This window comes from Gluconobacter sp. P1D12_c (assembly GCF_018812105.1).
GTDB lineage: Bacteria > Pseudomonadota > Alphaproteobacteria > Acetobacterales > Acetobacteraceae > Gluconobacter > Gluconobacter oxydans_A.
Window position 1 is genome coordinate 83436 of sequence record NZ_JACSIQ010000007.1, and the last position, 23969, is coordinate 107404.

Below are 23969 nucleotides of genomic sequence, written 5' to 3' on the forward strand. Positions count from 1 at the left end.
TTCAGCTCCGAGCGATGGACTGACCTTTGGAGCCGAGGATTTCAAAAGCCTCGCTCATCCGCTCCACGATAGACTTCTCACCCGCACGCAGCCATTTGCGGGGGTCGTAGAAGGACTTCATGGGTTTGTCCGTGGCGGGATCAATCTGGTGCTGGAAAGCGACCGGATGCGTGCTCACATAAGAGCCCACGCCATGAGCAAATGCGAACTGGATGTCCGTATCCAGGTTCATCTTGAAGGTCCCGTAGGACACGGCATCCCGGATTTCTTCCAGGCTTGACCCAGATCCACCATGGAAGACCAGCGGGAGGGGCTTCGGCCCGCTTCCTGTGGCTTTCTGTACGGCGTCCTGAGAATTTTTCAGGATTTCTGGTCGAAGTTTGACGTTACCTGGCTTGTAGACGCCATGAACGTTGCCGAAAGACGCGGCGATGGAGACCATGCCAATAGGCGAGAGCAGTTCCCAGGCTCTCAGCACGTCTTCCGGCTGGGTATAGAGATGCGCATTGTCCGCACCTTCTTCCAGATCATGGCCGACGCCATCTTCTTCACCGCCCGTAACGCCAAGCTCAATTTCCAGGCCCATGCCCAGCGGGGCGAGGCGTGTCAGAAGCTTCTCGGAAAGGGCCAGGTTGTCATCCAGTGTTTCGGCCGAAAGGTCGAGCATGTGGGATGAAAAAAGCGGACGACCTGTGTTTTTGAATTCTGCTTCACTTAGGGAAATCAGGTCTTCCAGCCAGGGAATCAGCTTTCGATCAGCATGATCCGTATGAAGGATGACGGCGATTCCATACTCCTTGGCCAGCAGATGGACGTGATGGGCCATCGATGCTGCGCCAAGAACACGGGCGCGATGGGCATCCGGAAGACCCTCGCCAGCGAAGAAACGTGCCCCACCGTTTGAAACCTGGATGATCACGTCTGAGCCGTTGGCTGCGGCCGCTTCCAGAACGGCGTTGACGCTATTGGTGCCAACCACATTGATGGCTGGAAGGGCGTATCCGCCGTCCCTGCACGCCTGAAGAAGTGTTTGGTAGTCGGCGCCCGTTACGACGCCGGGAGAAACGCTTGTCATGGGAGACTCCGGTCGAGTGCAGGAACCGAGATAGGCTGTTCCTGCGTTTCGTGTATTGTAAGCCAGAAAATGTTTTCCGTCATGAGCGCTAAAGATAAGGGAACAGTTTCAGCCCAGATTTGTTGCTTGTGGTATCTGCCCTGCTGCGATTATGGAAAAGTATGGTGCCAAATCTTTCCGATCCCGATCTTCCCGCCCGTATCCTTGTTGTCGAAGATGACGCAGGAATGCGGACCCTCATTCTGCGCGCATTACAGGGCGGCGGTTTCCGCGCCCGTGGTGTGGCAAGTGGAGATGAGATGTGGGCCGCTCTTGAAGTGGCTCCGGTTGATCTCATCATCCTTGACATCATGTTGCCAGGTACGAACGGCATTGAGCTGTGCCGTGCCCTGCGCAATGGCCAGGGGGCCAGTCATGTTGACGAAACGCCCCCCTCGCAGGTTCCCATCATCATGGTGTCTGCCCGTGGTGAAGAACGCGACCGTGTGACCGGCCTCGAATCCGGTGCGGACGACTATGTGCCGAAGCCGTTCGGACAGCGCGAGCTTCTGGCCCGCGTTCGAGCAGTGCTCCGTCGTGGCAGCCCAAGTGCAGCACCGGAGAAGGTGCGGCGTGAAAGGCTGCAATTCGCAGGCTGGATGCTGGACCTGCGTCGTCGTGAACTGACAGACCCGAGTGGGGCGACTGTCGATATTTCAGGCGCAGAACACGACCTTCTGACCAGCTTCCTTGATAACCCGCAGCGCGTTATCGCACGTGATCGTCTGCTGGAACTGTCACGGACCCGCCTGGGCGATGTGTCTGACCGCAGCATCGATGTTCTGGTCAGCCGCCTTCGTCGCAAGCTCGGTTCTGATGCGGACCAGTTGATTCGTACAGTCCGTGGGCTGGGATATATTTTCGTGGCCGAGGTTGAACGGGTCTGAATATTCAGAATCGGATCCTGCTGTGGCCGCTGGGGCTGGTCGGTCGCGTTTGCGTCGTCCTGACCGTAGCGGTCACGCTGGTCTTTCTGGCCAACGCCGTTTTTTATGGTGAGGCTGAAACCTACATCGTGGATGATGTGCGCATTGCGCAGCTTGGAGAGGCCCTCAGTACAGATCTGAGGGTTCTCGCTGCTGCCCCTGTGACACAGCGCTCCTTTCTGGCAGTCATGCTGTCAGGAAGTGAACTGAGTGTTGCCTGGCAGCCCTCAACGGCCCTGCCGCATCTGCCGGGATATCGCCCTACTGTTCTGAGGGATCTCACGGCACGCTTGATCAAGGATGATCCCATCCTCGCGCAGGCTCAGCTTGATCTTTACACACTGGGAACAGGCACACCCGATGTGCTCGGGTCCGAGCGCCTTCCTGACGGAACATACATTCATTTTCGTGTTCCCGGTCTTCTGGGGCACCACCATTTTACGCGCGGACTCGCCTCCGCAGCGATCGCGGCAGGTGCTGTTGCGATCGCTGCAACCATGCTGATTCGCGGACTGAGCATGCCCCTGCGGGCTCTGGCTTCGGTGGCGGACAAGATTGGCTCGAACGAAACGTGGGTTCCGTTGGCAGAACGTGGGCCGCGTGAAGTTCGCGGGGTTGCGCGGGCCATTAATGCCATGCAGCGCCGTATCCAGAGCTTGATCAACGACCGAACGCAGGCTCTGGCTGCCGTTTCACATGATCTTCGCACGCCTCTAACGCGTTTGAGACTCCGGTGCGGATTTCTCAATGATGGAGAAGCTCAGGCCGCCATCGAGTCGGATCTCGATGAGATGGAGGGGATGGTCAACGGTATTCTTGCCTATCTCGCAGGCGCCGATGATCCGGAAAAACCTCGCACCATCAATATTGTCGCCACCCTTGCGACTCTGGTTGATGACCATGCGGATCACGGCAAGGACGCCCGTTATGAGGGACCGGACCGTGCTCTGGTTCATGTCCGCCCTCTGGCCATCAAACGCGTTCTGTCCAACCTGATTGAAAACGCCCTGAACTACGGGGGAAATGCCCTCGCGACGCTGAGGGTTCAGGAAGACGGCGCCATAGAAATTTCCATTCAGGACAACGGCCCTGGCATTCCGGAGAGCGAATACGAGCGGGTTCTGGCGCCATTCTATCGGCTCGAAGGATCTCGCTCTCGGCAGACAGGTGGGATTGGGCTCGGCCTGGCCATCGTAACCCGCGAGATTGCCCGAGAAGGGGGCTATCTCAAGCTTGGGCGGGGAGACGCTGAAAAGGGCTATGGAGGTCTGTGTGCGACGATTGTGTTGCCGCCAGCGCGTAAGCCTTCGATCGGTGCCCGTCCTCAGAGCTGACGGGCAAGAAGTGGGACTACGTTGGTCCAGACCCTTGCGCCAGCGGCTGAAGTGGCACATGTCAGGTGCGGACTGGCCATTGAGGACATGATGACGATGTTCATTGAAACCGAAGATACTCCGAATCCCGCCACGCTGAAGTTCCTTCCGGGCCGACCGGTCACGAATGACACGCGCACGGTTGATTTTGGCGAAGCTTCTGCTGCCGAAGGCCGCTCCGAGCTTGCTGAAGCCCTCTTTGCCCTGCCAGACGTCAAGCGCGTCTTCCTGGGAAGTGACTTCGTATCCATCACCAAGGCGCAGGACGTCAGCTGGGGCGATCTCAAGCCTGTTGTTCTCAGCGCTCTGACGACGTTTTTCGAAAGCGGAAAGCCTGTTCTGGCCGGTGATGACGAAGCGCTGAAATATGATGTTGCGCCGGAAGATGCGGATGTCGTGACGCGTATCCGCGATCTGCTGGACACACGTGTTCGTCCCGCTGTTGCCGGAGACGGTGGTGACATCGCGTTCCGTGGTTATCGGGACGGGATTGTTTACCTCACGATGCAGGGCGCCTGTTCCGGTTGCCCGTCTTCCCGCGCGACGCTGAAGCATGGTGTTGAAAACATGCTCCGTCATTATGTGCCGGAAGTGCAGTCCGTCGAGCAGGTCGAGGACTGATCCATGGATGGCCAGACGTCTCTTCCCGTGACTGACGATCTGGCTTCCGGTCCCGTGCCGGGAGCCGAAGTGCTTTTCACGCAGGCCCGAACACCGCGTGCGTTTTCACCGCGTCCGGTCGGGGAAGATGTTTTGCGTCACCTTTACGATCTGGTGAAGCTTGGCCCCACGTCGGGCAACTGCTCTCCGGGACGCTTTGTGTTTCTGACGACGCAGGACGCTAAAGAACGCCTGCGCCCGGCCCTTTCACCGGGAAATGTCGCTCGGGCCATGGCGGCACCGGTTCTGGCTGTCGTCTGCCATGATCCCCTGTTTTTCGAGGCTTTGCCGCGTCTGGGCGCAGATGAAGGCCTTCGGGACTGGTTTGCGGCGGATGTCGGGCTTTCGGAAGAGACGGCTTTCCGAAACGGCACGCTGGAAGGCGGTTATCTTATTCTGGCGGCACGGATGCTCGGACTGGCAGCCATGCCGATGTCCGGGTTCGATGCGTTCATGGTGGAAGACGCGCTGCTGACAGCCTCGGGCTGGCGGGCAAATTTTCTGGTGGGACTTGGTTACCCTGCTGAAAATGGGCCTCATCCGGACCATGCAGAACCCCGTGCGCCACGTCTCGACTTCGGCGAGGCGTGTCTGTGCCTGTGAAGACCGTTGTTTTTAACGGCGCAGGTGCCGGAACGGGATCGACCAATCTTGTAGCGCTCGTCGAAGATAGTCGTATCGTTGCTGAACAGCATTTGGCGGGGAGGGGGGCTTCCGAGCACTTTGCTCCGGCACTACGGACTGTTCTCGAAGCTGGTGGTTGGTCTGGCTCGCCTGACAGGGTTGTGGCTGTAATCGGCCCAGGGTCTTTCACCGGCTTAAGAGCGTCACTCTCTCTTGCTGCAGGTCTGGCCGCAGGATGGGGGTGCCCGACGATTGGTGTTACTCTGGGCGCTGCCATTCGGGCTACGCTCAGTCAGCCTGATGTAACCTGCATCAGTGTTGCCAGACGCGGTCGGTATTTTGTGGATCCGCCGATGGGCGAAGTTTTCGCAGTTTCTGCTGATGATCTCGATGCGTCTGCATTGGAGGTTATTGCCGGCGACGCAGTGTCTGAGCGTGAGACATGGCCTTGTCGTGTTGTGGCCTGTGTCGCTCCGGATGCTCTCGGTATTGTCCGTGCCGCTGAGACCCTGCCTTCGGGGCCATTGATGCCTCTGTATGTTGACCCCCCCGAAGCCAAACCGCCCGCTGCCGGACTTCGCCCTCTCCCTCAATGACACTGTCTCTTCCGGATTTAATATTTCAAGTCACGGGCGTGGAAAGCGCTCCGTTACTGGCGGCGCTTCATGAAGAAGCGTTTGCAGGAGGAGAGGTGTGGGACGCGGACTCCTTTACATCCCTTCTGGGTCTTCCGGGCACAGAAGCTCTTGTTGTTCTTAAAGGAAATGAGCCTGCGGGCTTTATCCTGACCAGAACCGTCATGGACGAAACAGAAGTCCTGACATTGGCTGTTCGACCGTCATTCCGGCGTCTTGGTCTGGGAAAATCTCTGGTTGAGCAAATACTTCCAAAAGGAAAAATATTTCTGGAAGTATCAATAAGTAACAATTCAGCAAAAAAACTTTATGATCGGTGCGGTTTCATAAAGGCAGGCTATCGACGCTGCTATTACCGTGATGGAAGCGATGCTCTGGTTCTGGTCTCTACGCCTTCAGAATGAGTAGGCAGTAAAGATCAGTGTCTTCCTGATACGGTAAATTTTCTATTATTTTGTGTCCAAGTGCTAGTACCGATGCGGTTACATTTTTTCTGGGTTCATCACCTTTAACGATCACTTTTATTTTTTGACCAGAAGTCATGGTGTCGAGGCGGGCGCGGACATATACAGTCGTCATCGGACAAATCTTGCTGCTTACATCAAGAAGAAATGTTTCATATTTTGTCATATTCTGGTTTTTCCTTGTTTTTGCTTGATGGTAATGGGTTTCTACTGATAGAGAATTCGTCGTTTCCGGATGAAGGACTATTACACTATGCCGCATGAGACTGCAGACCTCGATCTGCGCCATCTGACCGCCCAGATCGTTACCGCCTACGTATCCAGCCATGACATCGGAGCCGACGCGCTGCCGGGTCTTATTCGTGCGGTACATGATTCGCTTGCAACGGTTGATGTGCAGGAAGAGGTTCCCGCTGAGAAGCCGGTGCCAGCAGTTCCGCCCCGCAAATCAGTATTCCCTGACTACATCATCTGTCTCGAAGACGGGAAGAAGCTGAAGCTGCTTCGTCGTCACCTCAAGACAGCCTACAACATGACGCCGCAGGAATACCGCGAGCGTTGGGGTCTGCCGCCGGAATACCCGATGGTTGCTCCGAACTACGCAAGCCATCGTTCCTCCCTGGCACGCAAGATCGGCCTTGGCCGTCGTCGCGAAGACTGAGGATGTTTCCCGGCTTCCTGATCTTCATCCGCAGGAAGCCGGTTCTTTTATTTGCATCTCTGATTGGACAAATGGTCCGGTTTTCGGCTAGGCCGCTGATATGGTCGTAGATATGAAAATCGCGGACAGACGCGCTCGCACGCAAGGTCGGAAGCCAGAAGGTTCCGTCGTTGTCGATGATTCTCCCATTGCACGCCTCTGCGTGGAAAATGGTTTGAAGATGACAGGACAGCGTCGGGTCATTGCCCATGTTCTGTCTGAAGCCAGCGACCATCCGGACGTAGAAGAGCTTTATCGGCGCGCATCCGCCATAGACAGCCGTATTTCCGTTGCCACGGTTTATCGGACCGTGCGTCTTCTGGAAGAAAAAGGGATTCTCGAACGCCGTGATTTTGGCGGTGGGCGTGCCCGGTATGAGGCCAGCGACAGTGGCCATCACTATCATCTGATTGATGTGGGCAGCGGCCGTGTCATCGAATTTGAAGATGACGAACCTGTCCGTCTGCTTACGCAGATTGCAAAACGTCTCGGATTCGATCTCGTCTCACACCGCATAGAACTCTTCGGTCATCGTCTTGAAAAAGAAACGCCGAAGCAGACTGTTGCCAAGAACAGGAACAAGAGCGGATCATGAGCACCAATCCGGCCGAGGAAAAAGCCTCACCGACAGCCCATTCGCTCATCAGTAGTGAAGAAACACTCAAACAGATGGAGACCCTCTCCACGCTGGCTCTGAACCGTGACGGCGGTTTCCAGGAGCTTCGGGGCGGTTCTCTGGGTGTTCGCATCGCTGTTACCGAGGCTGAGCGGGATGCTGCTCAGGCCCTACGGTATCGTGTGTTTTTTGAAGAACTTGGCGCACACCCGGACGAACGCGCATTCCGCACAAAGCGGGATGTGGACGAGTTTGACGAGGTTGCCGACCATCTTCTCGTCATCGACCACAGTATTTCTTCTGGTGCAGAAGGCGTTGTCGGAACCTATCGCCTTCTACGTTCCGATGCTGCCGAGAAGATTGGCCGTTTTTACACGGCTTCCGAATACGATATTTCGACCCTGACGGAATTTCCAGGACGTTTGCTTGAGGTTGGCCGGTCCTGTGTGGCTCGCGAACATCGTGGACGTTCTGCAATGCAGCTCCTCTGGCGTGGCATTGCATCCTATATCTTTCTCCACCGGATCGACGTGCTGTTCGGTTGCGGAAGCCTTCCGGGCACAGATCCTGATGCGCTCTCCGATCAACTGACCTATCTGCATCATAATCATCTGGCTCCTCCGGCTCTCAGAATTCGGGCGCTGCCAGATCGTTATGTGGAAATGCTGCGCACGGACCCGCACACGCTTGATTACCGGGCCTGCCTGAACAAGCTGCCGCCTCTCATCAAAGGATATCTCCGCCTTGGGGGATATGTCGGAGACGGGGCTGTCGTGGACGAACAGTTTAACACGACGGACGTAGCCGTTCTGGTAAAGAGTGAACTTCTGGCGGATAAGTATTACCGCCATTACGAGCGCCGCCTTCGGGACGCTCTGGACTGATTTCCGGCTCGGGCCTCTGTGGCCCGACCGTTTTTTCTAACGGATAATCATCTTCATGATTTCGACGCTCCCTGTGCGTGGCTGGCGACTTGCCGGCCTGATGGTGCTGGCAGGGGCGTTTTCTGCCCTGTCTCTTCCGCCTGTCTGTGCGCTTTTTGTGCTCCCTCTTGGGCTGCTGGTCCTCTACCGCGCCTCTGAGGATGCGGCATCCTGGAAGCAGGCTGCTCTTTGCGGTTTCCTGTTCGGAATGGGATTTCACACGGCAGGCCTGTATTGGCTGACCAATGCCATTCTGACGCGTATCCATCAGTTCTGGTGGGTCATCCCGTTCGCGGCTCCGGGTGTTGCGCTCATTATTGCCCCGCTGATGGCTGTTCCGGCGGTTCTCTGTCGTCTTGCGCCAGCGGGATGGCGCCGTATTCTGATGTTCGCCGGCAGCTGGACTGTCGTTGATATGGCGCGCGTCCTGATTTTTTCAGGCTTCCCCTGGAACCCGCTTGGCAGCGATCTGGAATTGCCTGGTTCGATCGGCAATGCGCTGATCCAGCCCGCGTCCATTCTGGGTGTCGACGGCCTGACTCTTGCACTGGTCCTGGCATCTCTGGCACTTTTTCGTGGGCGTGTTGCTGTTTTAAGCGTGCTCGTGTGCAGCGTGCTGTGGCTCGGTGGTGGTTACTGGCGGCTTGCCACAGTAACCCCGATGCCGATCAGTAATCCGCGCGCGGTTCTGGTTCAGGGGAATGTCTCGGAAAATGAAATTATCAACCGTCAGCAGAGCGTCGAAAATTTTCGGCGCTACCTCCGCCTGACGGCTCAGGGCACGCAGAAGGCCAGATTGATGGGCGATGACCGGCCTGTGGTTGTCATCTGGCCAGAATCCGGCTTTCCGGGGCTACTCGATGAAGATGAACTGGCCCGACAGGTGATTGCCCATGCAGCCGGTGGCGCTTCAGCAATGATCGGGTCAGATCGTGAAGAAAATGGCCACTGGTACAACAGCCTTGAACTGGTGGATCAGGATGGCAAGATCACATCCATCTATGACAAGAGCCGCCTGGTGCCATTCGGGGAGTACCAGCCCTGGATTATTCCCTTCAACGTGCTTCCAGGAGTTTTGACTCCAGGCCCAGGGCTCAAGACATGGGATCTGCCTGATATTGGCCGTGTTGGCCCAATGGTTTGCTACGAGATCATTTTCTCGGGCTCTGTCGTTGCGCGGCATGATCGGCCTGACTGGCTGGTCACCATTTCCAATGATGCCTGGTTCGGCAACAGTGCTGGCCCACGCCAGCATCTTGCCACAGGCCGTCTGCGGGCAGTGGAAGAAGGTCTTCCGGTTGTCTTCGCGAACAATACGGGCATTTCGGCGATTTATGATGCTGTTGGCCGTGAGACGGTTCGTCTGGGGTGGGGACGGGCAGATGTCATTGTGAGTGATATTCCGTCACCCCTCTCACCAACGATATTCTCCCGGTATGGACGCGCCATTCCCCTATCTTTGTCGATACTGTGCATCTTGCTCTCGTTCTGGCCAACGGTTCGCCGCAAAAGAGAACGGGTTGTAATGCGTCAAAAAGGTTAATATTGACAATCTAGGGTTGTTTTATTTACCTTCTCTTGGTCTTGGGGGAGGTTCATCATGTCTACGGGTCACGTTAAGGCCGAGCCAAAGAGTGCTGCGGCTGCTGGCCCGGTCGATGTGCATGTCGGAAACCGCATTCGGCTGCGGCGCACGCTGATGGGGCTTTCGCAGGAAAAGCTTGGAGAGGCGCTGGGGCTGACGTTCCAGCAGATCCAGAAATATGAACGTGGTGCCAACCGCGTAGGGGCAAGCCGTCTTTACGACCTGGCGCGTGTCCTGGATGTGCCGATCGGTTTTTTCTTCGATGATATGCAGGATGCGGTCCCCAAGACGGCACCTGCCCCCATTCAGCCTTCGGTCACGACCGGCTTCGCAGAAACGCAGGCCACTTTCGGCGGTCCGCCCCGTAAAGCGGTTCAACCGCCTCGGCTGTTTGATCTGCCTGCCGATGAGGCCGCGCTGTTCAGCCGTCGTGAAACGGTTGATCTCGTGCGATCTTATTATCGCATTCCAGATCCCTCTGTGCGTAAGCGAATGCTGGACCTTATCCGAAGCCTCGGCCCGGCAGAAGAATAAGGCAGGGCCTATTCGCGGCGCAGGACGCTATCGTTCAGGAAGGACGAAATCTTGCCCGCTTTGAAATCGGCCCGCAAACGGTCTTCATCGTATTCGGTCTGAAGCCAGTCCATGAAGGAAAGACGCCCTTCGGCTTCAGCGCGGTAACGCAGGAAAAATGCATCCAGGATGCCCGTGCGGGACCGGTTGAAATGGCCGAAGCGCCAGTGCAACTGCCTGAGAGCATCTGTTGCCGTTCCCCCTTCGAACATCACGACTAGCCCCGAAGCCAGTCCTGCGCGGTCAGCGCCTGACTTGCAGTGCATCAGCATTGGAAACTGAAGAGTCTGATACATGGCATAAAAGCGTAGGATGCGATCCTTGTGAGGCGCGCCCCGGCTCTCAAATGCCATATCCAGATGCGTCAGACCCAGCTTTTCACTCGTGCTGCGAGACAGGGCATCCGACCCACATTTGCGATGTCCGCGCAGGTTTACAAGCGTCTTGAGGTGAAGCTGCTTGGTCAGTCTGCGCAGACGTGAAGGTGTTGGGTGGTTGCAACGCCATACCTTGCCAGGAACGACTTCCGAAAGATTTGTCCAGCCGAGGCGGAAGATGGAGTGGTCTACAAAGAGACTGTCCCACCAGGCCCGTCGCAGCGTGGCGGCAGAAGTAATCCGGCCTTCAAACATCAAAAAACGTCCTCGACTGTGGGGCATGAAGCAGCTTCAGGCAGCGCTGTGTCCCATTTGAGATGGGGATGCGTCAACCGCAAGGAAATGGTAATGTCAGCTTATGCGGTGGCTTTCTCTTTCCCTGATGGTGTCCTGCCTGTCCCTGACGGGATGTGGTGTTGGTTCAATGTTTGACGGACCGGCTGCGGATATGACCGCGCTGCCCCCGCCGGGAGCTGCGCCGGATAGAGCTACTCATCGCCGGCCTCATGCCAGTGGCATGTCTTATGCGGACGATGCGCCCGTCATGCCGATGCCGCCTGGGGGAATGAGTGAGGAAAACCGTCCTCGGGAAAGCAGCGCTCCGTCCTCTGAAGGAATGACCTTTGGGACGAGTGGTGTAGGTGGCAATACAGCCGACATCACCCCGCGCCCTGCCGTGCCGGATACGGAAGTGTCATACGGGAAGAATAGCGGAAATTAAGGACAGCGAGGCCGCCTGACGGTCCGGTCTTCATGATTGCGTAACTATTGGCGTGGTAAGGCGAAAGCGTCCTTATCAGTGGGCCGAGTTGACGTCTTGGAGACCAGAAATGACCGAGCAGGTCGCGGCAGATATGAAAGAGCGCCTTACCTTTTTGGGGATTGGAGCCAGTGAGAAGGCCCTGATAGCGCGAATTGGCCAACAAGTCCGCCGGATTTTGCCTCCCGCGCTTGACCGGTTTTATCGTCGTGTGGACGAGACCCCAGCGCTTGCACGTTTTTTCTTAAGCTCTTCCCATCAGAACTCAGCCCGCACACAGCAGGAAATGCACTGGAGCCGTATTCTCGAGGGCGATTTTGGCCCCGATTATGTCCAGAGTACGCGGGCGATCGGGAATACTCACGCCCGGATTGGCCTGGACCCCCAGTGGTATATCGGCAGTTATGGGCTACTGGTCGAAGGTATTGTCGCCGGCGTTATTCAAGATGCTTGGCCAAGGCAGAAACAAGGCTTTCTTGGCAGGCTGCTCGGTAAGCGCCCATCAGGTCTAACCAGTCACGACGTTGCTGCGCGGGTAGGCGTTTTGGTGAAAGCCGCGTTTCTGGATATGGAGCTTGGCCTTCAGACATACACATTGAATCTGGATGGGCAGGAGCGTTCGCGCGCCGAGAAGGAGCGCACTGAAAGTCTGTCAGCACTTTCAGAAGCTCTTGCAGATTCGCTGGACCGCATGGCCGAGGGAGATCTTGTACAGGACATCGATCCCGAACTCGCCAGTCAGGCGGCACGGATGAGCGGAGCCTTCCAGCGTGCCTGTAATGGGCTAGGGCGAATTGTGCAGGGTGTACGCTCTACGTCGGGCGTGGTGGAGCATCGCGCCCGAACACTCAGCAGCTCGTCCGAAGACATCGCGTGTCGTATCGCGGAGCAGGTCGACGCACTGGGCACAGTATCGCGCAACATCACCCAGCTGACGACGTCCGTAAAGGAAGTGGCTGAAGAGGCACGGCAGGCGGATGAGACGGTCGAAGCCTGCTGTCAGGAGACAGGGCAAAGTACGGAAGTTGTTGCTCGGACAGTTGAAGCAATGGCCAAAATTTCGGAGTCATCCACGCGGATTGTTCAGATTATTGGCGTTATCGATGAAATCGCCTTCCAGACAAATCTTCTGGCTTTAAACGCAGGCGTAGAGGCTGCGCATGCTGGAGATGCCGGGCGAGGTTTTGCCGTTGTCGCTCAGGAAATACGCGCACTTTCTCAGAGATCCAAGACTGCCGCTTGCGAGATCAAGGAACTGATCAGCAGCAGTATGGAAGACGTGGAGCGTGGCGTGAAGATGGTCGATGAGACAGGGGCTGCACTCGGCAACATCAGTGCATCTGTGAATCGCCTGGGAGAAGCAGTGGGGCAGATTGCTTCAGGTGCGGAAGCTCAGGCTCAGCGGATTATGGATATCAACACCAGCACCACACAGCTTGAAGCTGTGACCAAAACCAACGCCGCGATCGTAAGGCAGATGAGCAACTCCAGTCAGGAGTTGGTTGGGGATGCTGCTCAGCTGATGAAGATCGTCATGAACTTCAAGGTTCAGAACGATCTTCCAGCACAGCATCAGCTCTGAAGAAAATCTTCAGTCAGAGCGAACGTGCTTCTTCCGGCAACATGATGGGAATGCCGTCCCGGATCGGGAATGCCAGCTTTGCGCGCGGGCTGATGAGTTCCTGCGTGTCACGGTCATAGGTGAGCGGCCCTTTGGTGAGGGGGCAGACCAGAAGAGACAGGAGGCGAGGGTCAAGTTCAGTATTCATGGTCATTCCATGCCTTTTGCCAGAAGATCCAGCAAGACCCCGGCGCGGTCATCCAGCGTGCTTGCTTCAAGAAGGGCCTGTTTCTGCTCAGAACTGAACGGAACAAGCATCGGCAGGATGACGAGCAGCATGTCATCATCCAGTTCATCAAGCAAAGACCAGTCAGTCTGGAGCTGATGTGCTGTCAGGTAGCTTTTCAGGCGGCTTAACAAGCGTGCCCGGTTAATCGGGGAGGGGTCGCTTTCCAGCAGATCCGAGAAGAAAGGGGAGGCATCTATGGTGCCTTCCCTCCAGCCACGCTGCGTCAAGCCTTCCATCAGCAATCTGAAGCGCGTGATGCCCAGAAGAGTGATAGAGAACGTGCCGTCAGAATATTCCGTAAAGCTGGTAATTCTGCCCAGTGTCCCGATGTTATGCAGCACCGGCAGAGGATCGGATTCGTCCTCTTCCTGAGGCTGAATCATCCCGATGAGGCGACGCCCCGCAAGTGCGTCTTCCAGCAGGGCGACATAGCGGGGTTCAAAGACCGTGAGAGGAAGATGCCCGCCAGGCAGGATCATGGCCCCGGAAAGTGGGAAAAGCCCGACCCGCGGTGGAATATCCGCAAGAGTGAGGTCCGCAAGAGCTGGAACCCTGCGCGGGATATCATTCAGATCCAGGAAGGTGTCGGGCGTTTTCGTCATGGGATTACGAGAACAGGAGAGAAGAGAGCTTGCGACGCGCAGCAAGCGTTACAGGGTCCGTGTGGCCCCATGCTTCGAAGAAACGAAGCAACTCGGTTTTGGCAGCGCCTTCGTTCCATTCACGGTCCTGACGGATAATTCCCAACAGAACATCCGCAGCATCAGCGCGATTTCCCGCAGCATTGAGTGCCCCAGCCAGTTTGAGCTGGATATCAAAGTCAGTTGGTGAGGCGGCGGCCTGCTGTTTGAGAGTATCCAGTTCGGAGACTGCCGCTGCACCTTCTATTTTGAGAGCGAGGGCTGCACGTGCTCCCGTAATCTCAGGATGGTTATTAAGCTTGGCAGGGATCTGGCTGGACGCTTCTTCTGCGCCCTCTAGTTCATCGAGAGCTAGAAGCGCGCGGAGCATCCCCCCCCATGCTTCAGGGTTTTCAGGTTCTGCATCGAGAACCTGCGCGTAGAGGCCGACAGCTTCCGCGGCTTGATTGTCTGCCAGAGCTGTCTTGGCTGCTGCCAGAATATCTGCTGCGGGCATCGTGCCGCCAGAAGCTTTCAAAAGCGATTCGACAAAATGACGAATTTCACTTTCTGGCTGTGCATCCTGGAAGAGATCCAGAACCTGGCCCTTCCAGAACGCGACCACAACAGGAATAGACTGAAGCGGAAGCCCCATCTGAGCCAGTTGAGCCGCGAGGGACTTGTTGGCCTCTACATCGACCTTGACCAGACGAACCCGTCCGTTGGCAGCATGGACGATCTTTTCCAGAACGGGCGTCAGCTGTTTGCAGGGGCCGCACCACGGGGCCCAGAAATCCACCAGAACCGGGATCTGCTGGCTGGCCTCAACAACGTCCGCCATAAACGTCGTCTGATCTGCTTCGACGATGTATGCGGCCTTGCCTGAAGACGAGGACTGGCCAATCAGATGTTCGTCAAAAGTGCTGCTCATGGAATGGAAGCCATCCTGCTGGGAAAATCTAGTTCCGTTGAAGATCGGGCCTGATGGCTCTGTGTGCAAGGGCGCTTTCACGGGAATGCTTTTCATTTCCCCAGAAGATCATGGCGCTTTCTTCATAAGAAACGGTGCAGATTGAAAAATTGACTGGGAGGTCCATTTTCTCTCTTGCATGTCCCTGAAAGTTCAGTAATAACACCGCCCACGGAACGCGGGTGTAGCTCAGGGGTAGAGCACAACCTTGCCAAGGTTGGGGTCGTGGGTTCGAATCCCATCACCCGCTCCAGTTTGAAAAAGACGCCTTAGGGCGTCTTTTTTCGTTTCTGGCTCATAAATATTTCCTGATCAGGAAAATGCTTTTCCACTCGTCTTTCCTCTTGCGGATATTGCAAGTTTCCGCCATAAGCCGCCTCACGGAATGCGGGTGTAGCTCAGGGGTAGAGCACAACCTTGCCAAGGTTGGGGTCGTGGGTTCGAATCCCATCACCCGCTCCAGTTTGAAAAAGGCGCCTTAAGGCGCCTTTTTTCGTTTCTGGAACCTGAAGTGCCCCAAGGTGGCGTTCTGTTACGATAAAAGTCGCATGGTTGCAGAAAAGGCAGCGATGATCAGGGCATTGTCCAGCCCCGAACAGAGTGATGCGCCTCCGTGGAAAATCCTGATCCATCCTGTCCGGTCATTGCCATTATCGGAAGTGGCGCCAGCGGAACGCTTCTGGCCTGGTATCTGCGCAAAGCCCGCTGTGCTGCGAAACTGATTGTTGTTGGAGATGCGCCAGAGCCGGGACGAGGGCTGGCATATGGCACTCCCTGTCTCTCACACTATCTGAATGTCTGCGCGTCCGGGATGAGCGCAGTTACGGATGACCCATCGCACTTTCTGGCGTGGGTACGAGAGCATCATGATCCACATATCAGCGCTTCAGATTTTGTTCCCAGAGCGATTTATGGGCGCTATCTCCAAAGTCTGTGGACAGAGGCTGCGCCAGAATACCATCAGGGCCATGTTCTTGCCTGCGACAAGGCGTATCAAGGGTGGAATCTTACATTCGCTGACGGTGCCTGTATTGCAGCGTCCTATGTCGTTCTCGCGACTGGCAATTTTTCGCCCGTCGTGTTGTCAGACCCGCGGCGTTTGGTGCCCGGATACTCTCCTTCAGCATGGCAGAATGATCTTTATACCCGCATTGGCCTTGATGATGACGTTGCTCTGATTGGAACCGGGCTGACAGCTGTTGATGTTCTGGTTCGTTTGAGACAGCAGGGGCACAGAGGCCAGATTACCGCTATTTCCCGGCATGGATGGTATCCGACCTCACATGCAGAGGCGCCGGCGGCCGGGGTGGATGATGTGTGGTTCGCCACGCCCCCGAGTGCGAGAGCTTATCTTGCTTTATTCCGGGCGTGTCTGCGCAAAGGTATTTCCTGGAGGAGCATGGTCAATGCTCTGCGTGCCCATACGAACGCGCTCTGGGGCCGACTGCCAGTAGAAGAAAAACGCCGCTTTGCGCGCCACCTTCAGCGGCGGTGGGACATCGTGCGGCATCGAATGGCGCCAGCACTTCGATCAGTGCTCGATCAGGAAACCGAAGCCGGGACTTTGAAAACCCTGAAAGGGCGCGTGGAGCAGGTCTCCGCGGTTTCAGGCGGGGTGCGTCTTAGCATTCAGGGAGCAGAACGGCTTCGTTGTCTCGACGTAGATCACGCGGTGAACTGTACGGGGCCAAGTCGTGATTATCGGACAGTCGGCTCAGCTTTGTTAACAGGATTGCTCGAGGCAGGGTGGGCAACACAAACCCCATTGGGTGGCCTGGTTTGTGATGACAGGGGCGCTTTACAGGATGCCTCGGGCAGATGGTGTACGAGCCTGTATGCCATTGGCCCGATGCGCTGGGGGACGGCCTTCGAAACGACGGCCATACCCGAAATCCGTAAGCAGGCTGCTGAACTGGCGCATCACCTGGCTGCTCAGGTGCAGTCCTCGTCTCTCCAAAACAGTCTGGCCGACGAGGGCTGAGTACCAAAAGCGGCCAGTCACGATATCTGACTGGCCGCTGGGAAAGGTTAGAAGAACTGGATGTGGCTCTTGAAGCCGAGCATTGCTGCATTATGCAGTGCAGCCTGGCCACCGGGACGGAAGTAGTACTGGAAGTCCGGTGCAAAGGTGACGCCACGCATCACGTGGATACGGTAGTTCGCTTCAAGCACTTCGCCGTAGTTCTGGATCCCGTAAGACCCGTTCATGAGTGACATCCCACGAGCAAGCTGAAGGCGCTGTGTATCGGACACGCTGCCTGCAACACGAACGTAGGTGAAGTTCACACCAATGCCGTCCAGCGGGCGAGCCTTCCAGAAGCCACTGTCCACAAACCCGATTTCATACTGCTGGGCGCGTGTCTGGGTGCGGGGGCTGTTGGCGTAGAAGCCACCCAGCACGACAAGGCCTGCGTCCGGATTTCCAGGCGTATGATGGCGCCAGACCATCTGATCCGCCAGGAACCAGGCTGCCCAAGAGTAATTGACCGTGCGCTGCGCCAGACCTGAGATGACATACGGGTTCCCGTTGACATCGTAGTAGTTGTCTTTGTGCGGTGCATTGTCGATGGCGTAGCCGACCTTGTAGTGACCCGGCAGGTGGTCCTTGCCCACCAACGGCTCCCAGCCAGCTTCCACTGGCACAGCTTCGCCATTGATGTCTGCGCCGTTGAGCTTGAAGCCCGTCCGGTACTGAACGTTGTTGTAGATGCCTGCCTGCGCGAAATAGACGCCGGTCTGGATATATGTGCTTTTTGTCGGGCGAACGCGGATACGGGCCGCCCACACGGCATCTGGGTAGGACGAATGGGTTGTGTTGTCAGAGGATGCCTTCGGGTTACCGCAGAAGGCATTGTTCTGGAAGTTGCAGTACAACGGGTTGGCGGAGAAGTCGTTCAGGAACGGAATACGTCCGGCAGCAACGTCAAAATGACCGTTCCCAAGTGTTTCTTCACCGTAAGCATAGACAAGGTGAACGACCACGTTGCCGCCTGCACCATAGATTTCGGAGCTGGGGTTCAGGTTGTCACCAAACATGCGGCTGGCGGGAATGCCGTAACGGCCGACAACGACGGCATGGGTTGAGAAGCCACGAATACCAGCGAGCTTTTCCCAGTCGATATCGTTCTCAAGGCTGTATTGGCCTGCGTTGCTGCTACCCTGACGAAGCCCATAGCCCGGTGTCGGCTTGGTGATGGCGCCCGTGTATTCGTTGGTATTGTCCATCATGATCGCGATGCCGCGGTCACGGAGCCACTTGTTCCAGCCAAACGGGTTGGTCAGCAAGGCCTCAGGCTTGGGGAGTGGGGGTACCTGCTCCTTGTCGAACGACATGATTGTAAGCGGGGTGTTAACGCGAACACTCGGGTTTTCCGAGTTCTGGTCTGGCCAGTCCATAACCGTGATGGGCGCGAGAACGCGCACGGTCGTAACCTTGTCGCCAGCCTTTGACTGAACGACGGTCGTGACAGGTGCGGGAGCCTTGGTCGCGCCTTCAGCGGCAGCGATGGCGGGCGTAAAACAAACCGCACAGGCTGCGGCATAGAGATGCAGGCGAGACAAGTCTCTTATCCTCGGGTATCAGGTTGCGAGATCTTCGTAACACTTTTTCCGGGATAAAGAACAGAGATTATGAGATAAATTTCTAAAAAATCACGTTCATATGATATAGGCTCCGTTTTTCAGGAAAAAACAAAGCCTATACCAAACGATGTAAACTATAATCCGTATAAAACGGACCACAGCATCGTATTATTTGGCTGCTGCGAGTGCTGCCTCAATGACTTTACCAGCCTCTTCCTTGCCAGCCCAGCCTGTTACCTTAACCCATTTGTTGGGCTCAAGATCCTTGTAGCGCTCAAAAAAGTGCTCAATCGCCTTGCGTGTGATCTCTGGCAAGTCGTCGATGGACTTCACGTCCGTGAACTGCGGATGAATCTTGTCGTGCGGAACGCAGATGATTTTCTCATCCTGGCCGCTCTCATCTTCCATCTTCAGCATGCCGATCGGACGTGCACGGATCACGGCGCCAGGAACGACGGCTGCCGGAGCGAGAACGAGGGCATCAGCCGGGTCACCGTCAGCGGCGAGAGTACCAGGAATGAAGCCGTAAGCTGCCGGATAGGCCATCGGCGTGAACAGGAAACGGTCCACGAAGATCGCGCCGCTATCCTTGTCCACTTCGTACTTGACCTGAGAGCCCTGCGGGATCTCGATAACTACATTAATGTCGTTCGGCACGTCTTTGCCGGGCGAGATCTTGGAAACGTCCATGATGTTCACGTCCTGAACTGGTTTTAAGACGGCGGAACCTTAGCTGTCCTGCGCCTTTCTGCCCAGAGCGGAAGCAAAAACATGATGGGGAGCTAATGCGTTAGGTGCGGGGTTGAGGGCGCTCGGCCAGATCGCCAGAAACGCAAAACGCCCCAGCACAGGGCTGGAGCGTTCGTAGAAGCCGATAAACTCGGAAAGTCAGGGGTCAGAGAAGCGGCTGTGCGGCCTTCAGGGCATTGTGGCAGGCTGCGCGACGGTCATCTTCGTTGGTGTAGGCCACCAGATAATAGCGCTTGCCGTTGCTGTTGAAGAAGCCAGCGGTGCCAAGAGCATAGTCTTCATTGCCAACCGTCTGTTCGGTGGCCTTGTACTTTTCGCTCAGGCCATAGAGAGCCGGGTTGCCTTCATCATAAGAGAGATACTGCAGTTCGACGCAGTAATTCATGATTCCTGCAAGATTGGCAGGAGAGACGCCCGTGAAATCTTTGCCAGGCGTGCCCTGAACGGCAGCAGGAGGCGGTGGCGACTGTTCCTGGGCCATAGCAGCCGTGGACATCACGCCGAGGCCAAGAGCTAGGCCGAGAGCGGGCACGATACGACGAAACATGACGGTATCCTTTCTGAAGACCCTGTCTTCCCGCGGCACTCCGCGGTTGAAACGGAACATTTCCCCCCTTTTCGTGAAAAGAAAAGTCTATTTCAGAACATTTCTTCGTGAGCACTCACACTGGAGGGTCGAGATAGGGAGTCTTTGTGTCAAAGAATATCTTGTTGGTGTTCAGTTCAGTTGCAATGACGTCCAGAGCCGTCAGGGCAGCGATCAGCACGAAGCGCTGACGAGGGCGCGATTCGGTTGTCTCACAGTCTCGCAGTCTTTGAATGGCAAGGAGCGTGGCGCGCAGCGTTCGCCCATAATGTCCGTGATAACGCCCACTGAAATGGCTCATCCGAGCCAGAACCAGTTCAAGAGCCTGATGCGCGCGGGGATTGAGAGACGCATCATGGTTGATGGCGCGAAGGCGGAGCAGATTCAGCATGACGCGCATCGCTGAAAGAATCCCCGCCAGATAGGCGTGAACCACAGGAGACGGTGTATTCCCCGAGTTGGTCATCAGTCGGACGAAGCGATCCACGTTGCGTGAGACCACTGTATCAAGTGTGGCGTTTGTTTTGCCTTCTGCAATGTGATGCAGGTCCTGAAGGATGTGTTCGCGCATGGTCCAGCGTTGATGCGCCGGGTCATAGGGCAGGAAAACGCGATACATCCATGACGTGTAGAGCAGCCCCAGAACCAGCGGCATGGCCGTATTGAAATAGACGATTTCATCCGTTCGGCCCTGATTGGACGGGCCTAGAAGGATGGGCAGGAACAGGTTGTAAGAGACGGCCGGAAGCGTCAGCGGCGGATAAGCAAAGGCCAGCCCGCCGAGCATCATGGCAGCGCCAGACCACATTCCGAGCATTTCGAATGTTGTGGGTTTTCCCAGCAAGAGCAGATCGAGCACGCCCCCAGCCAAAACGGCACAGCAGGCGCCATGCAAAAAGGCCTGTGTCGCGAGGGCCGGGCGCTCCAGCGTTGAGAACAGGCTGCATGCAATCGCGACAAACATGATGAATGTCAGGCCGCTGGGCCACGCTGTTGCAATCCAGATTACGCCCGCCCCGAAGACAGTTACCGATGAGCGGAGGCTGTTAACGATGGCCTGCCGCCAGTCCCGATAGGAGCGGATAGGCTCATGGAAATGATCGTGAGGCTGAGGATTGCGGCTGGCTTCGAACTGCCGCAGGGCCATTCTCAACGCATCAATCAGTTCGACCAGAGACTGCTGCAACATCCCATGGCGAAGCATGGCAGCGCGGTCTTCTGCTTTGGGAAGAACAGTATCGAAATCTTCCACGACCCGGCGTCGACAGTCCCGCCTGATGTCTCGCAGGTCGCTCAAAATTGCGTCCATGCTCTCGGTGCTTTCCAGCCTCGCGGGCAAGGCGAGAAACATGTGCTGGATGGTTTTAGCCTGTTCGAGAAACGCGTCATCCTGACTGAGGGGAAGACGCATCAGCGTGGCAAGGTCCATGGCTCGCGCCAGGAGAACAGCGATGTTCGCCAGCGCGGCGCGCGTATGATCGCCCGCATGGTCTTGTCGTCCCAGCTCGACCTCAGCGAATTCAACCTGATCCCCCAAAGTGGTGATCCGGGTGAAGACAGATTGCATGGTTTCCAGAGCATCCGTCTTGCCCGCAAGGATGTCTGCGATGGTTGAAAGCGCTGGCTTTAGAGTGTCTTCAAAAGTGCTGGTAAGTTGTTGGCGCGTTCGTTTCGTGAGGCCGAGCTGGAACAGCCCGGAAATCGATGCTTCCAGAACAATACCCAGCACAATGTATGTGGCGCGCGAACTGGCAATTTCGAAAATGTGGTGCGGGTCCGCGATCCCATCGAGGGAGACAATGGCGTAGGTGAAGCCCGTCGCCCGCATACCGTGAATACGGTAGTTGGTCATGGAAGCCGGCCCCGGCATGAACGTGCCAATCAGGCAGAACAGCCCGATGCCTGCGGCCAGAAGCAGAATGAACATCAAAGGCGCCTGAGGACACACCGCGACGAGGATCACGCCGCAGATCACGCCCAGCACCATGCCGAACAGATGCCACTTCGCCTTTGCCAGACTACGCCCACGCGTGCCCTGCGCGACCATCCAGACAGTCAGGGCTGCCCATTGCGGGCTGCCAAGCTCCATCTTCAGGGCAATCCCCAGCGCGAGCAGGGACGTCAGAGTAGTTCGGAGAGCGTAGCCGGCCATGACCGGGTCCGGGCTGTAGAGCCAGCGGAATTTTTGCAGAAAAGCTGTCGCGCTTGCCTGCATCACCGAATGTGCGGCGTTGTAATGTGTTTCAATGAGCGTCCAGCCACGTCTTCCCCCAGAATAATGAAAACCGGTAGGTGCCTTCTCGAAACGGCGGCAATGGCCTTCAGAGGCCAGTCGGGGACGGGAGGCGCTTTGACACATAATGCAAAAAAAGACATTTCGCCATGTCAGCCCTTGCAAAAATGTGTCAGGTGCGCGATTTCGTGCAGCTACCGCGCGCCTGTAGCTCAATTGGTTAGAGCCGGCCGCTCATAACGGCTTGGTTGGGGGTTCGAGTCCCTCCGGGCGCACGGTGCTCTATTTTTGTCTGGCGAGCCTGTTTGCCGCCGCTCATTCCACACTCCACCACCGAACAGGAGACCTCATCATGGCCGCCTACCAGTACGTCTACGTCATGAAGGATCTTACGAAGGCCTATCCGGGTGGACGTGAGGTCTTTAAGGGCATCACCCTTTCCTTCCTGCCCGGTGTGAAGATCGGTGTTCTCGGCGTCAACGGCGCGGGTAAGTCCACGCTGCTCAAGGTGATGGCCGGGATCGACAAGGAATTCGGCGGTGAAGCCTGGGCGGCTGATGGCGTCAAGATCGGCTATCTCGAGCAGGAGCCGCAGCTTGATGAAAAGCTGACGGTTGGTGAGAACGTCGCTCTCGGCTTTGGTGAACTCAAGCGCGCACTCGATCGCTTCAACGAAATTTCCATGCTGTTCGCTGAGCCCATGTCCGATGAGGAGATGACCAATCTCCTCTCGGAACAGGCTGAATTGCAGGAAATCATCGATGCCGGTGACGGCTGGGAGCTGGATCGGAAGCTGGAGATCGCTCTCGACGCGTTGCGCTGCCCGCCAGCAGACAGCCCGGTTGACAAGCTTTCCGGCGGTGAGCGTCGCCGCGTTGCGCTGTGCCGCCTGCTGCTCGAAAAGCCTGACATTCTGCTGCTCGATGAGCCAACCAACCATCTTGATGCCGAGAGCGTCAGCTGGCTCGAAAAGACGCTGCGTGACTATCAGGGCACCGTCATGGTTATCACCCATGACCGTTACTTCCTTGATAACGTCACGAACTGGATTCTCGAGCTTGAGCGTGGCCGTGGCTATCCGTTCGAAGGTAACTACTCGTCCTGGCTGGAACAGAAGCGCAAGCGTCTGGCTCAGGAAGAGAAGGAAGAAAGCTCCCGCCAGCGTGCTCTTGCTGCCGAGCAGGAGTGGATCAACAGCTCTCCGAAAGCGCGTCAGGCCAAGAGCCAGGCTCGTATCACCAAGTACGAAGAGATGCTGGCAGCCAACTCCGAGAAGGTTGGTGGCACGGCGGACATCGTTATCACGCCGGGCCCACGTCTTGGCGGTACGGTGATCGAGGCCGAAAACCTGACGAAGGGCTTTGGTGATCGTCTGCTGATCGATGGCCTGAACTTCAAGCTCCCGCCGGGTGGCATCGTGGGTGTGATCGGTCCGAACGGTGCGGGTAAGTCCACGCTGTTCAAGATGATCACAGGCCAGGATACGCCGGATGGTGGCTCTCTGAAGGTCGGCGAGACGGTGAAGCTCGGCTATGTTGACCAGTCCCGCGATACGCTGGATGGCAACAAGACCGTTTGGGAAGAGATTTCCGGCGGTACGGACGTCATTCAGCTTGGCAAGCGGACGGTTCCGTCCCGTGCCTATGTCGGAGCGTTCAACTTTAAGGGCTCTGACCAGCAGAAACGTGTTGGTATCCTGTCAGGTGGTGAGCGTAACCGCGTTCATCTTGCCAAGATGCTCAAGGAAGACAGCAACGTCCTGCTGCTCGATGAGCCAACCAACGATCTTGACGTTGATACGCTGCGTGCCCTCGAAGATGCTCTGGCAGACTTCGCTGGCTGTGCGGTGGTCATCTCCCATGATCGCTGGTTCCTTGACCGTCTGGCCACGCATATCCTGGCCTTCGAAGGCGATAGCCATGTCGAGTGGTTCGAAGGCAACTTCCAGGACTACGAAGAAGACAAGCGCCGCCGTCTGGGCCCGGATGCGACTGAGCCAAGCCGCATCAAATATCGCCCGCTGGCCCGCTAAGACGGACCGTTCCTTT

25 protein-coding genes and 3 tRNA genes are annotated in these 23969 nt (G+C 56.7%); 18 read left to right on the top strand and 10 right to left on the bottom strand.

Annotation, left to right across the window (positions count from 1 at the left end; all coding sequences use genetic code 11):
• Position 1: 1 nt before the first annotated feature.
• Positions 2-1075, bottom strand: a complete 1074-nt coding sequence (fbaA, locus tag KP705_RS09660; protein WP_099211644.1) for a class II fructose-bisphosphate aldolase — start codon at positions 1073-1075, stop codon at positions 2-4.
• 161 nt (positions 1076-1236) lie between these two features.
• On the opposite strand from fbaA, the gene KP705_RS09665 reads away from it, so the two are divergent.
• The 6 genes from KP705_RS09665 (at position 1237) to KP705_RS09690 (ending at position 5736) form a co-directional block, all read left to right on the top strand.
• On the top strand, positions 1237-2001 hold the full coding sequence (locus tag KP705_RS09665; protein ID WP_064274614.1) for a response regulator: 765 nt from the start codon (positions 1237-1239) through the stop codon (positions 1999-2001).
• A 20-nt stretch (positions 2002-2021) separates the two neighbouring features.
• Complete coding sequence (locus KP705_RS09670; protein WP_046900660.1) at positions 2022-3374, top strand: ATP-binding protein; 1353 nt, start codon at positions 2022-2024, stop codon at positions 3372-3374.
• Positions 3375-3470: 96 nt separating this feature from the next.
• A complete protein-coding gene (locus KP705_RS09675; protein WP_046900986.1) occupies positions 3471-4034 on the top strand; it encodes a NifU family protein in 564 nt (187 codons plus the stop codon).
• Between the two features lie 3 nt (positions 4035-4037).
• A complete protein-coding gene (locus KP705_RS09680; RefSeq protein WP_046900661.1) occupies positions 4038-4676 on the top strand; it encodes a malonic semialdehyde reductase in 639 nt (212 codons plus the stop codon).
• Positions 4667-5293 (top strand): tRNA (adenosine(37)-N6)-threonylcarbamoyltransferase complex dimerization subunit type 1 TsaB, encoded by a 627-nt coding sequence (gene tsaB / locus KP705_RS09685; protein ID WP_052750046.1) that lies wholly within the window; start codon positions 4667-4669, stop codon positions 5291-5293. Before KP705_RS09680 ends, tsaB begins: the two co-directional genes overlap by 10 nt.
• Positions 5290-5736, top strand: a complete 447-nt coding sequence (locus tag KP705_RS09690) for a GNAT family N-acetyltransferase (RefSeq protein ID WP_046900662.1) — start codon at positions 5290-5292, stop codon at positions 5734-5736. The genes tsaB and KP705_RS09690 overlap by 4 nt, the downstream gene beginning before the upstream one ends.
• Here the strand turns inward: KP705_RS09690 and KP705_RS09695 are convergent.
• Positions 5720-5962 carry a sulfurtransferase TusA family protein gene (locus tag KP705_RS09695; protein ID WP_046900663.1) on the bottom strand — a complete coding sequence of 81 codons (243 nt, stop codon included), beginning with the start codon at positions 5960-5962 and terminating at the stop codon, positions 5720-5722. The two genes, KP705_RS09690 and KP705_RS09695, sit on opposite strands and share 17 nt — an antisense overlap.
• Positions 5963-6049: 87 nt before the next feature.
• On the opposite strand from KP705_RS09695, the gene KP705_RS09700 reads away from it, so the two are divergent.
• The 5 genes from KP705_RS09700 to KP705_RS09720 all read left to right on the top strand — a co-directional run bounded on the left by KP705_RS09700 (position 6050) and on the right by KP705_RS09720 (position 10154).
• A complete protein-coding gene (locus KP705_RS09700; RefSeq protein ID WP_046900664.1) occupies positions 6050-6457 on the top strand; it encodes a MucR family transcriptional regulator in 408 nt (135 codons plus the stop codon).
• 100 nt (positions 6458-6557) lie between these two features.
• A complete protein-coding gene (locus KP705_RS09705; protein ID WP_215764382.1) occupies positions 6558-7091 on the top strand; it encodes a Fur family transcriptional regulator in 534 nt (177 codons plus the stop codon).
• A 74-nt stretch (positions 7092-7165) separates the two neighbouring features.
• Positions 7166-7996 carry a GNAT family N-acetyltransferase gene (locus KP705_RS09710; protein ID WP_174694812.1) on the top strand — a complete coding sequence of 277 codons (831 nt, stop codon included), beginning with the start codon at positions 7166-7168 and terminating at the stop codon, positions 7994-7996.
• A 55-nt stretch (positions 7997-8051) separates the two neighbouring features.
• Complete coding sequence (gene lnt, locus KP705_RS09715) at positions 8052-9578, top strand: apolipoprotein N-acyltransferase (RefSeq protein ID WP_046900665.1); 1527 nt, start codon at positions 8052-8054, stop codon at positions 9576-9578.
• A gap of 57 nt (positions 9579-9635) precedes the next feature.
• The gene (locus KP705_RS09720) at positions 9636-10154 is read left to right on the top strand and encodes a helix-turn-helix domain-containing protein (protein ID WP_215764383.1); all 519 of its coding nucleotides are present in this window, start codon (positions 9636-9638) and stop codon (positions 10152-10154) included.
• Between the two features lie 8 nt (positions 10155-10162).
• Here the strand turns inward: KP705_RS09720 and KP705_RS09725 are convergent, their stop codons facing one another.
• Complete coding sequence (locus KP705_RS09725; protein WP_046900667.1) at positions 10163-10825, bottom strand: tyrosine-protein phosphatase; 663 nt, start codon at positions 10823-10825, stop codon at positions 10163-10165.
• 103 nt (positions 10826-10928) lie between these two features.
• Here KP705_RS09725 and KP705_RS09730 point away from each other — a divergent pair, with 103 nt between their 5' ends.
• Positions 10929-11291 carry a hypothetical protein gene (locus KP705_RS09730; protein WP_046900668.1) on the top strand — a complete coding sequence of 121 codons (363 nt, stop codon included), beginning with the start codon at positions 10929-10931 and terminating at the stop codon, positions 11289-11291.
• Between the two features lie 109 nt (positions 11292-11400).
• On the top strand, positions 11401-12912 hold the full coding sequence (locus KP705_RS09735; RefSeq protein WP_046900669.1) for a globin-coupled sensor protein: 1512 nt from the start codon (positions 11401-11403) through the stop codon (positions 12910-12912).
• Between the two features lie 13 nt (positions 12913-12925).
• Here the strand turns inward: KP705_RS09735 and KP705_RS09740 are convergent, their stop codons facing one another.
• From KP705_RS09740 to KP705_RS09750, 3 genes are read right to left on the bottom strand one after another with little or no spacing between them, the layout of a single operon-like run.
• Positions 12926-13105, bottom strand: a complete 180-nt coding sequence (locus tag KP705_RS09740; RefSeq protein ID WP_046900670.1) for a Trm112 family protein — start codon at positions 13103-13105, stop codon at positions 12926-12928.
• Entirely contained in the window at positions 13102-13782 is a 681-nt protein-coding gene (locus KP705_RS09745) for an LON peptidase substrate-binding domain-containing protein (RefSeq protein ID WP_046900671.1), read from the bottom strand. Before KP705_RS09745 ends, KP705_RS09740 begins: the two co-directional genes overlap by 4 nt.
• 4 nt (positions 13783-13786) lie before the next feature.
• Positions 13787-14731 (bottom strand): co-chaperone YbbN, encoded by a 945-nt coding sequence (locus tag KP705_RS09750; protein WP_215764384.1) that lies wholly within the window; start codon positions 14729-14731, stop codon positions 13787-13789.
• A 217-nt stretch (positions 14732-14948) separates the two neighbouring features.
• On the opposite strand from KP705_RS09750, the gene KP705_RS09755 reads away from it, so the two are divergent.
• The 3 genes from KP705_RS09755 (at position 14949) to KP705_RS09765 (ending at position 16751) form a co-directional block, all read left to right on the top strand.
• Positions 14949-15023, top strand: a tRNA-Gly gene (locus tag KP705_RS09755).
• A 134-nt stretch (positions 15024-15157) separates the two neighbouring features.
• Positions 15158-15232 (top strand) — tRNA-Gly (locus tag KP705_RS09760).
• 151 nt (positions 15233-15383) lie between these two features.
• Positions 15384-16751, top strand: coding sequence for an FAD/NAD(P)-binding protein (locus KP705_RS09765; protein WP_215764385.1), 1368 nt, complete (start codon positions 15384-15386; stop codon positions 16749-16751).
• A 47-nt stretch (positions 16752-16798) separates the two neighbouring features.
• Here KP705_RS09765 and KP705_RS09770 read toward each other — a convergent pair whose 3' ends face one another.
• From KP705_RS09770 to KP705_RS09785, 4 genes are all read right to left on the bottom strand, one after another.
• Positions 16799-18331, bottom strand: a complete 1533-nt coding sequence (locus KP705_RS09770) for a carbohydrate porin (protein ID WP_086633471.1) — start codon at positions 18329-18331, stop codon at positions 16799-16801.
• A gap of 189 nt (positions 18332-18520) precedes the next feature.
• Positions 18521-19042: an inorganic diphosphatase gene (gene ppa / locus KP705_RS09775; protein ID WP_046900674.1), complete on the bottom strand. Its 522-nt coding sequence runs from the start codon at positions 19040-19042 to the stop codon at positions 18521-18523.
• 205 nt (positions 19043-19247) lie between these two features.
• Positions 19248-19649 (bottom strand): hypothetical protein, encoded by a 402-nt coding sequence (locus KP705_RS09780; RefSeq protein ID WP_046900991.1) that lies wholly within the window; start codon positions 19647-19649, stop codon positions 19248-19250.
• Positions 19650-19764: 115 nt separating this feature from the next.
• A complete protein-coding gene (locus KP705_RS09785; RefSeq protein ID WP_215764408.1) occupies positions 19765-21903 on the bottom strand; it encodes an FUSC family protein in 2139 nt (712 codons plus the stop codon).
• A gap of 219 nt (positions 21904-22122) precedes the next feature.
• Between KP705_RS09785 and KP705_RS09790 the strand changes: the two genes are divergently transcribed.
• A tRNA-Ile gene (locus KP705_RS09790) sits at positions 22123-22196 on the top strand.
• A gap of 77 nt (positions 22197-22273) precedes the next feature.
• Entirely contained in the window at positions 22274-23953 is a 1680-nt protein-coding gene (gene ettA, locus KP705_RS09795) for an energy-dependent translational throttle protein EttA (RefSeq protein ID WP_046900675.1), read from the top strand.
• Positions 23954-23969: the final 16 nt, after the last annotated feature.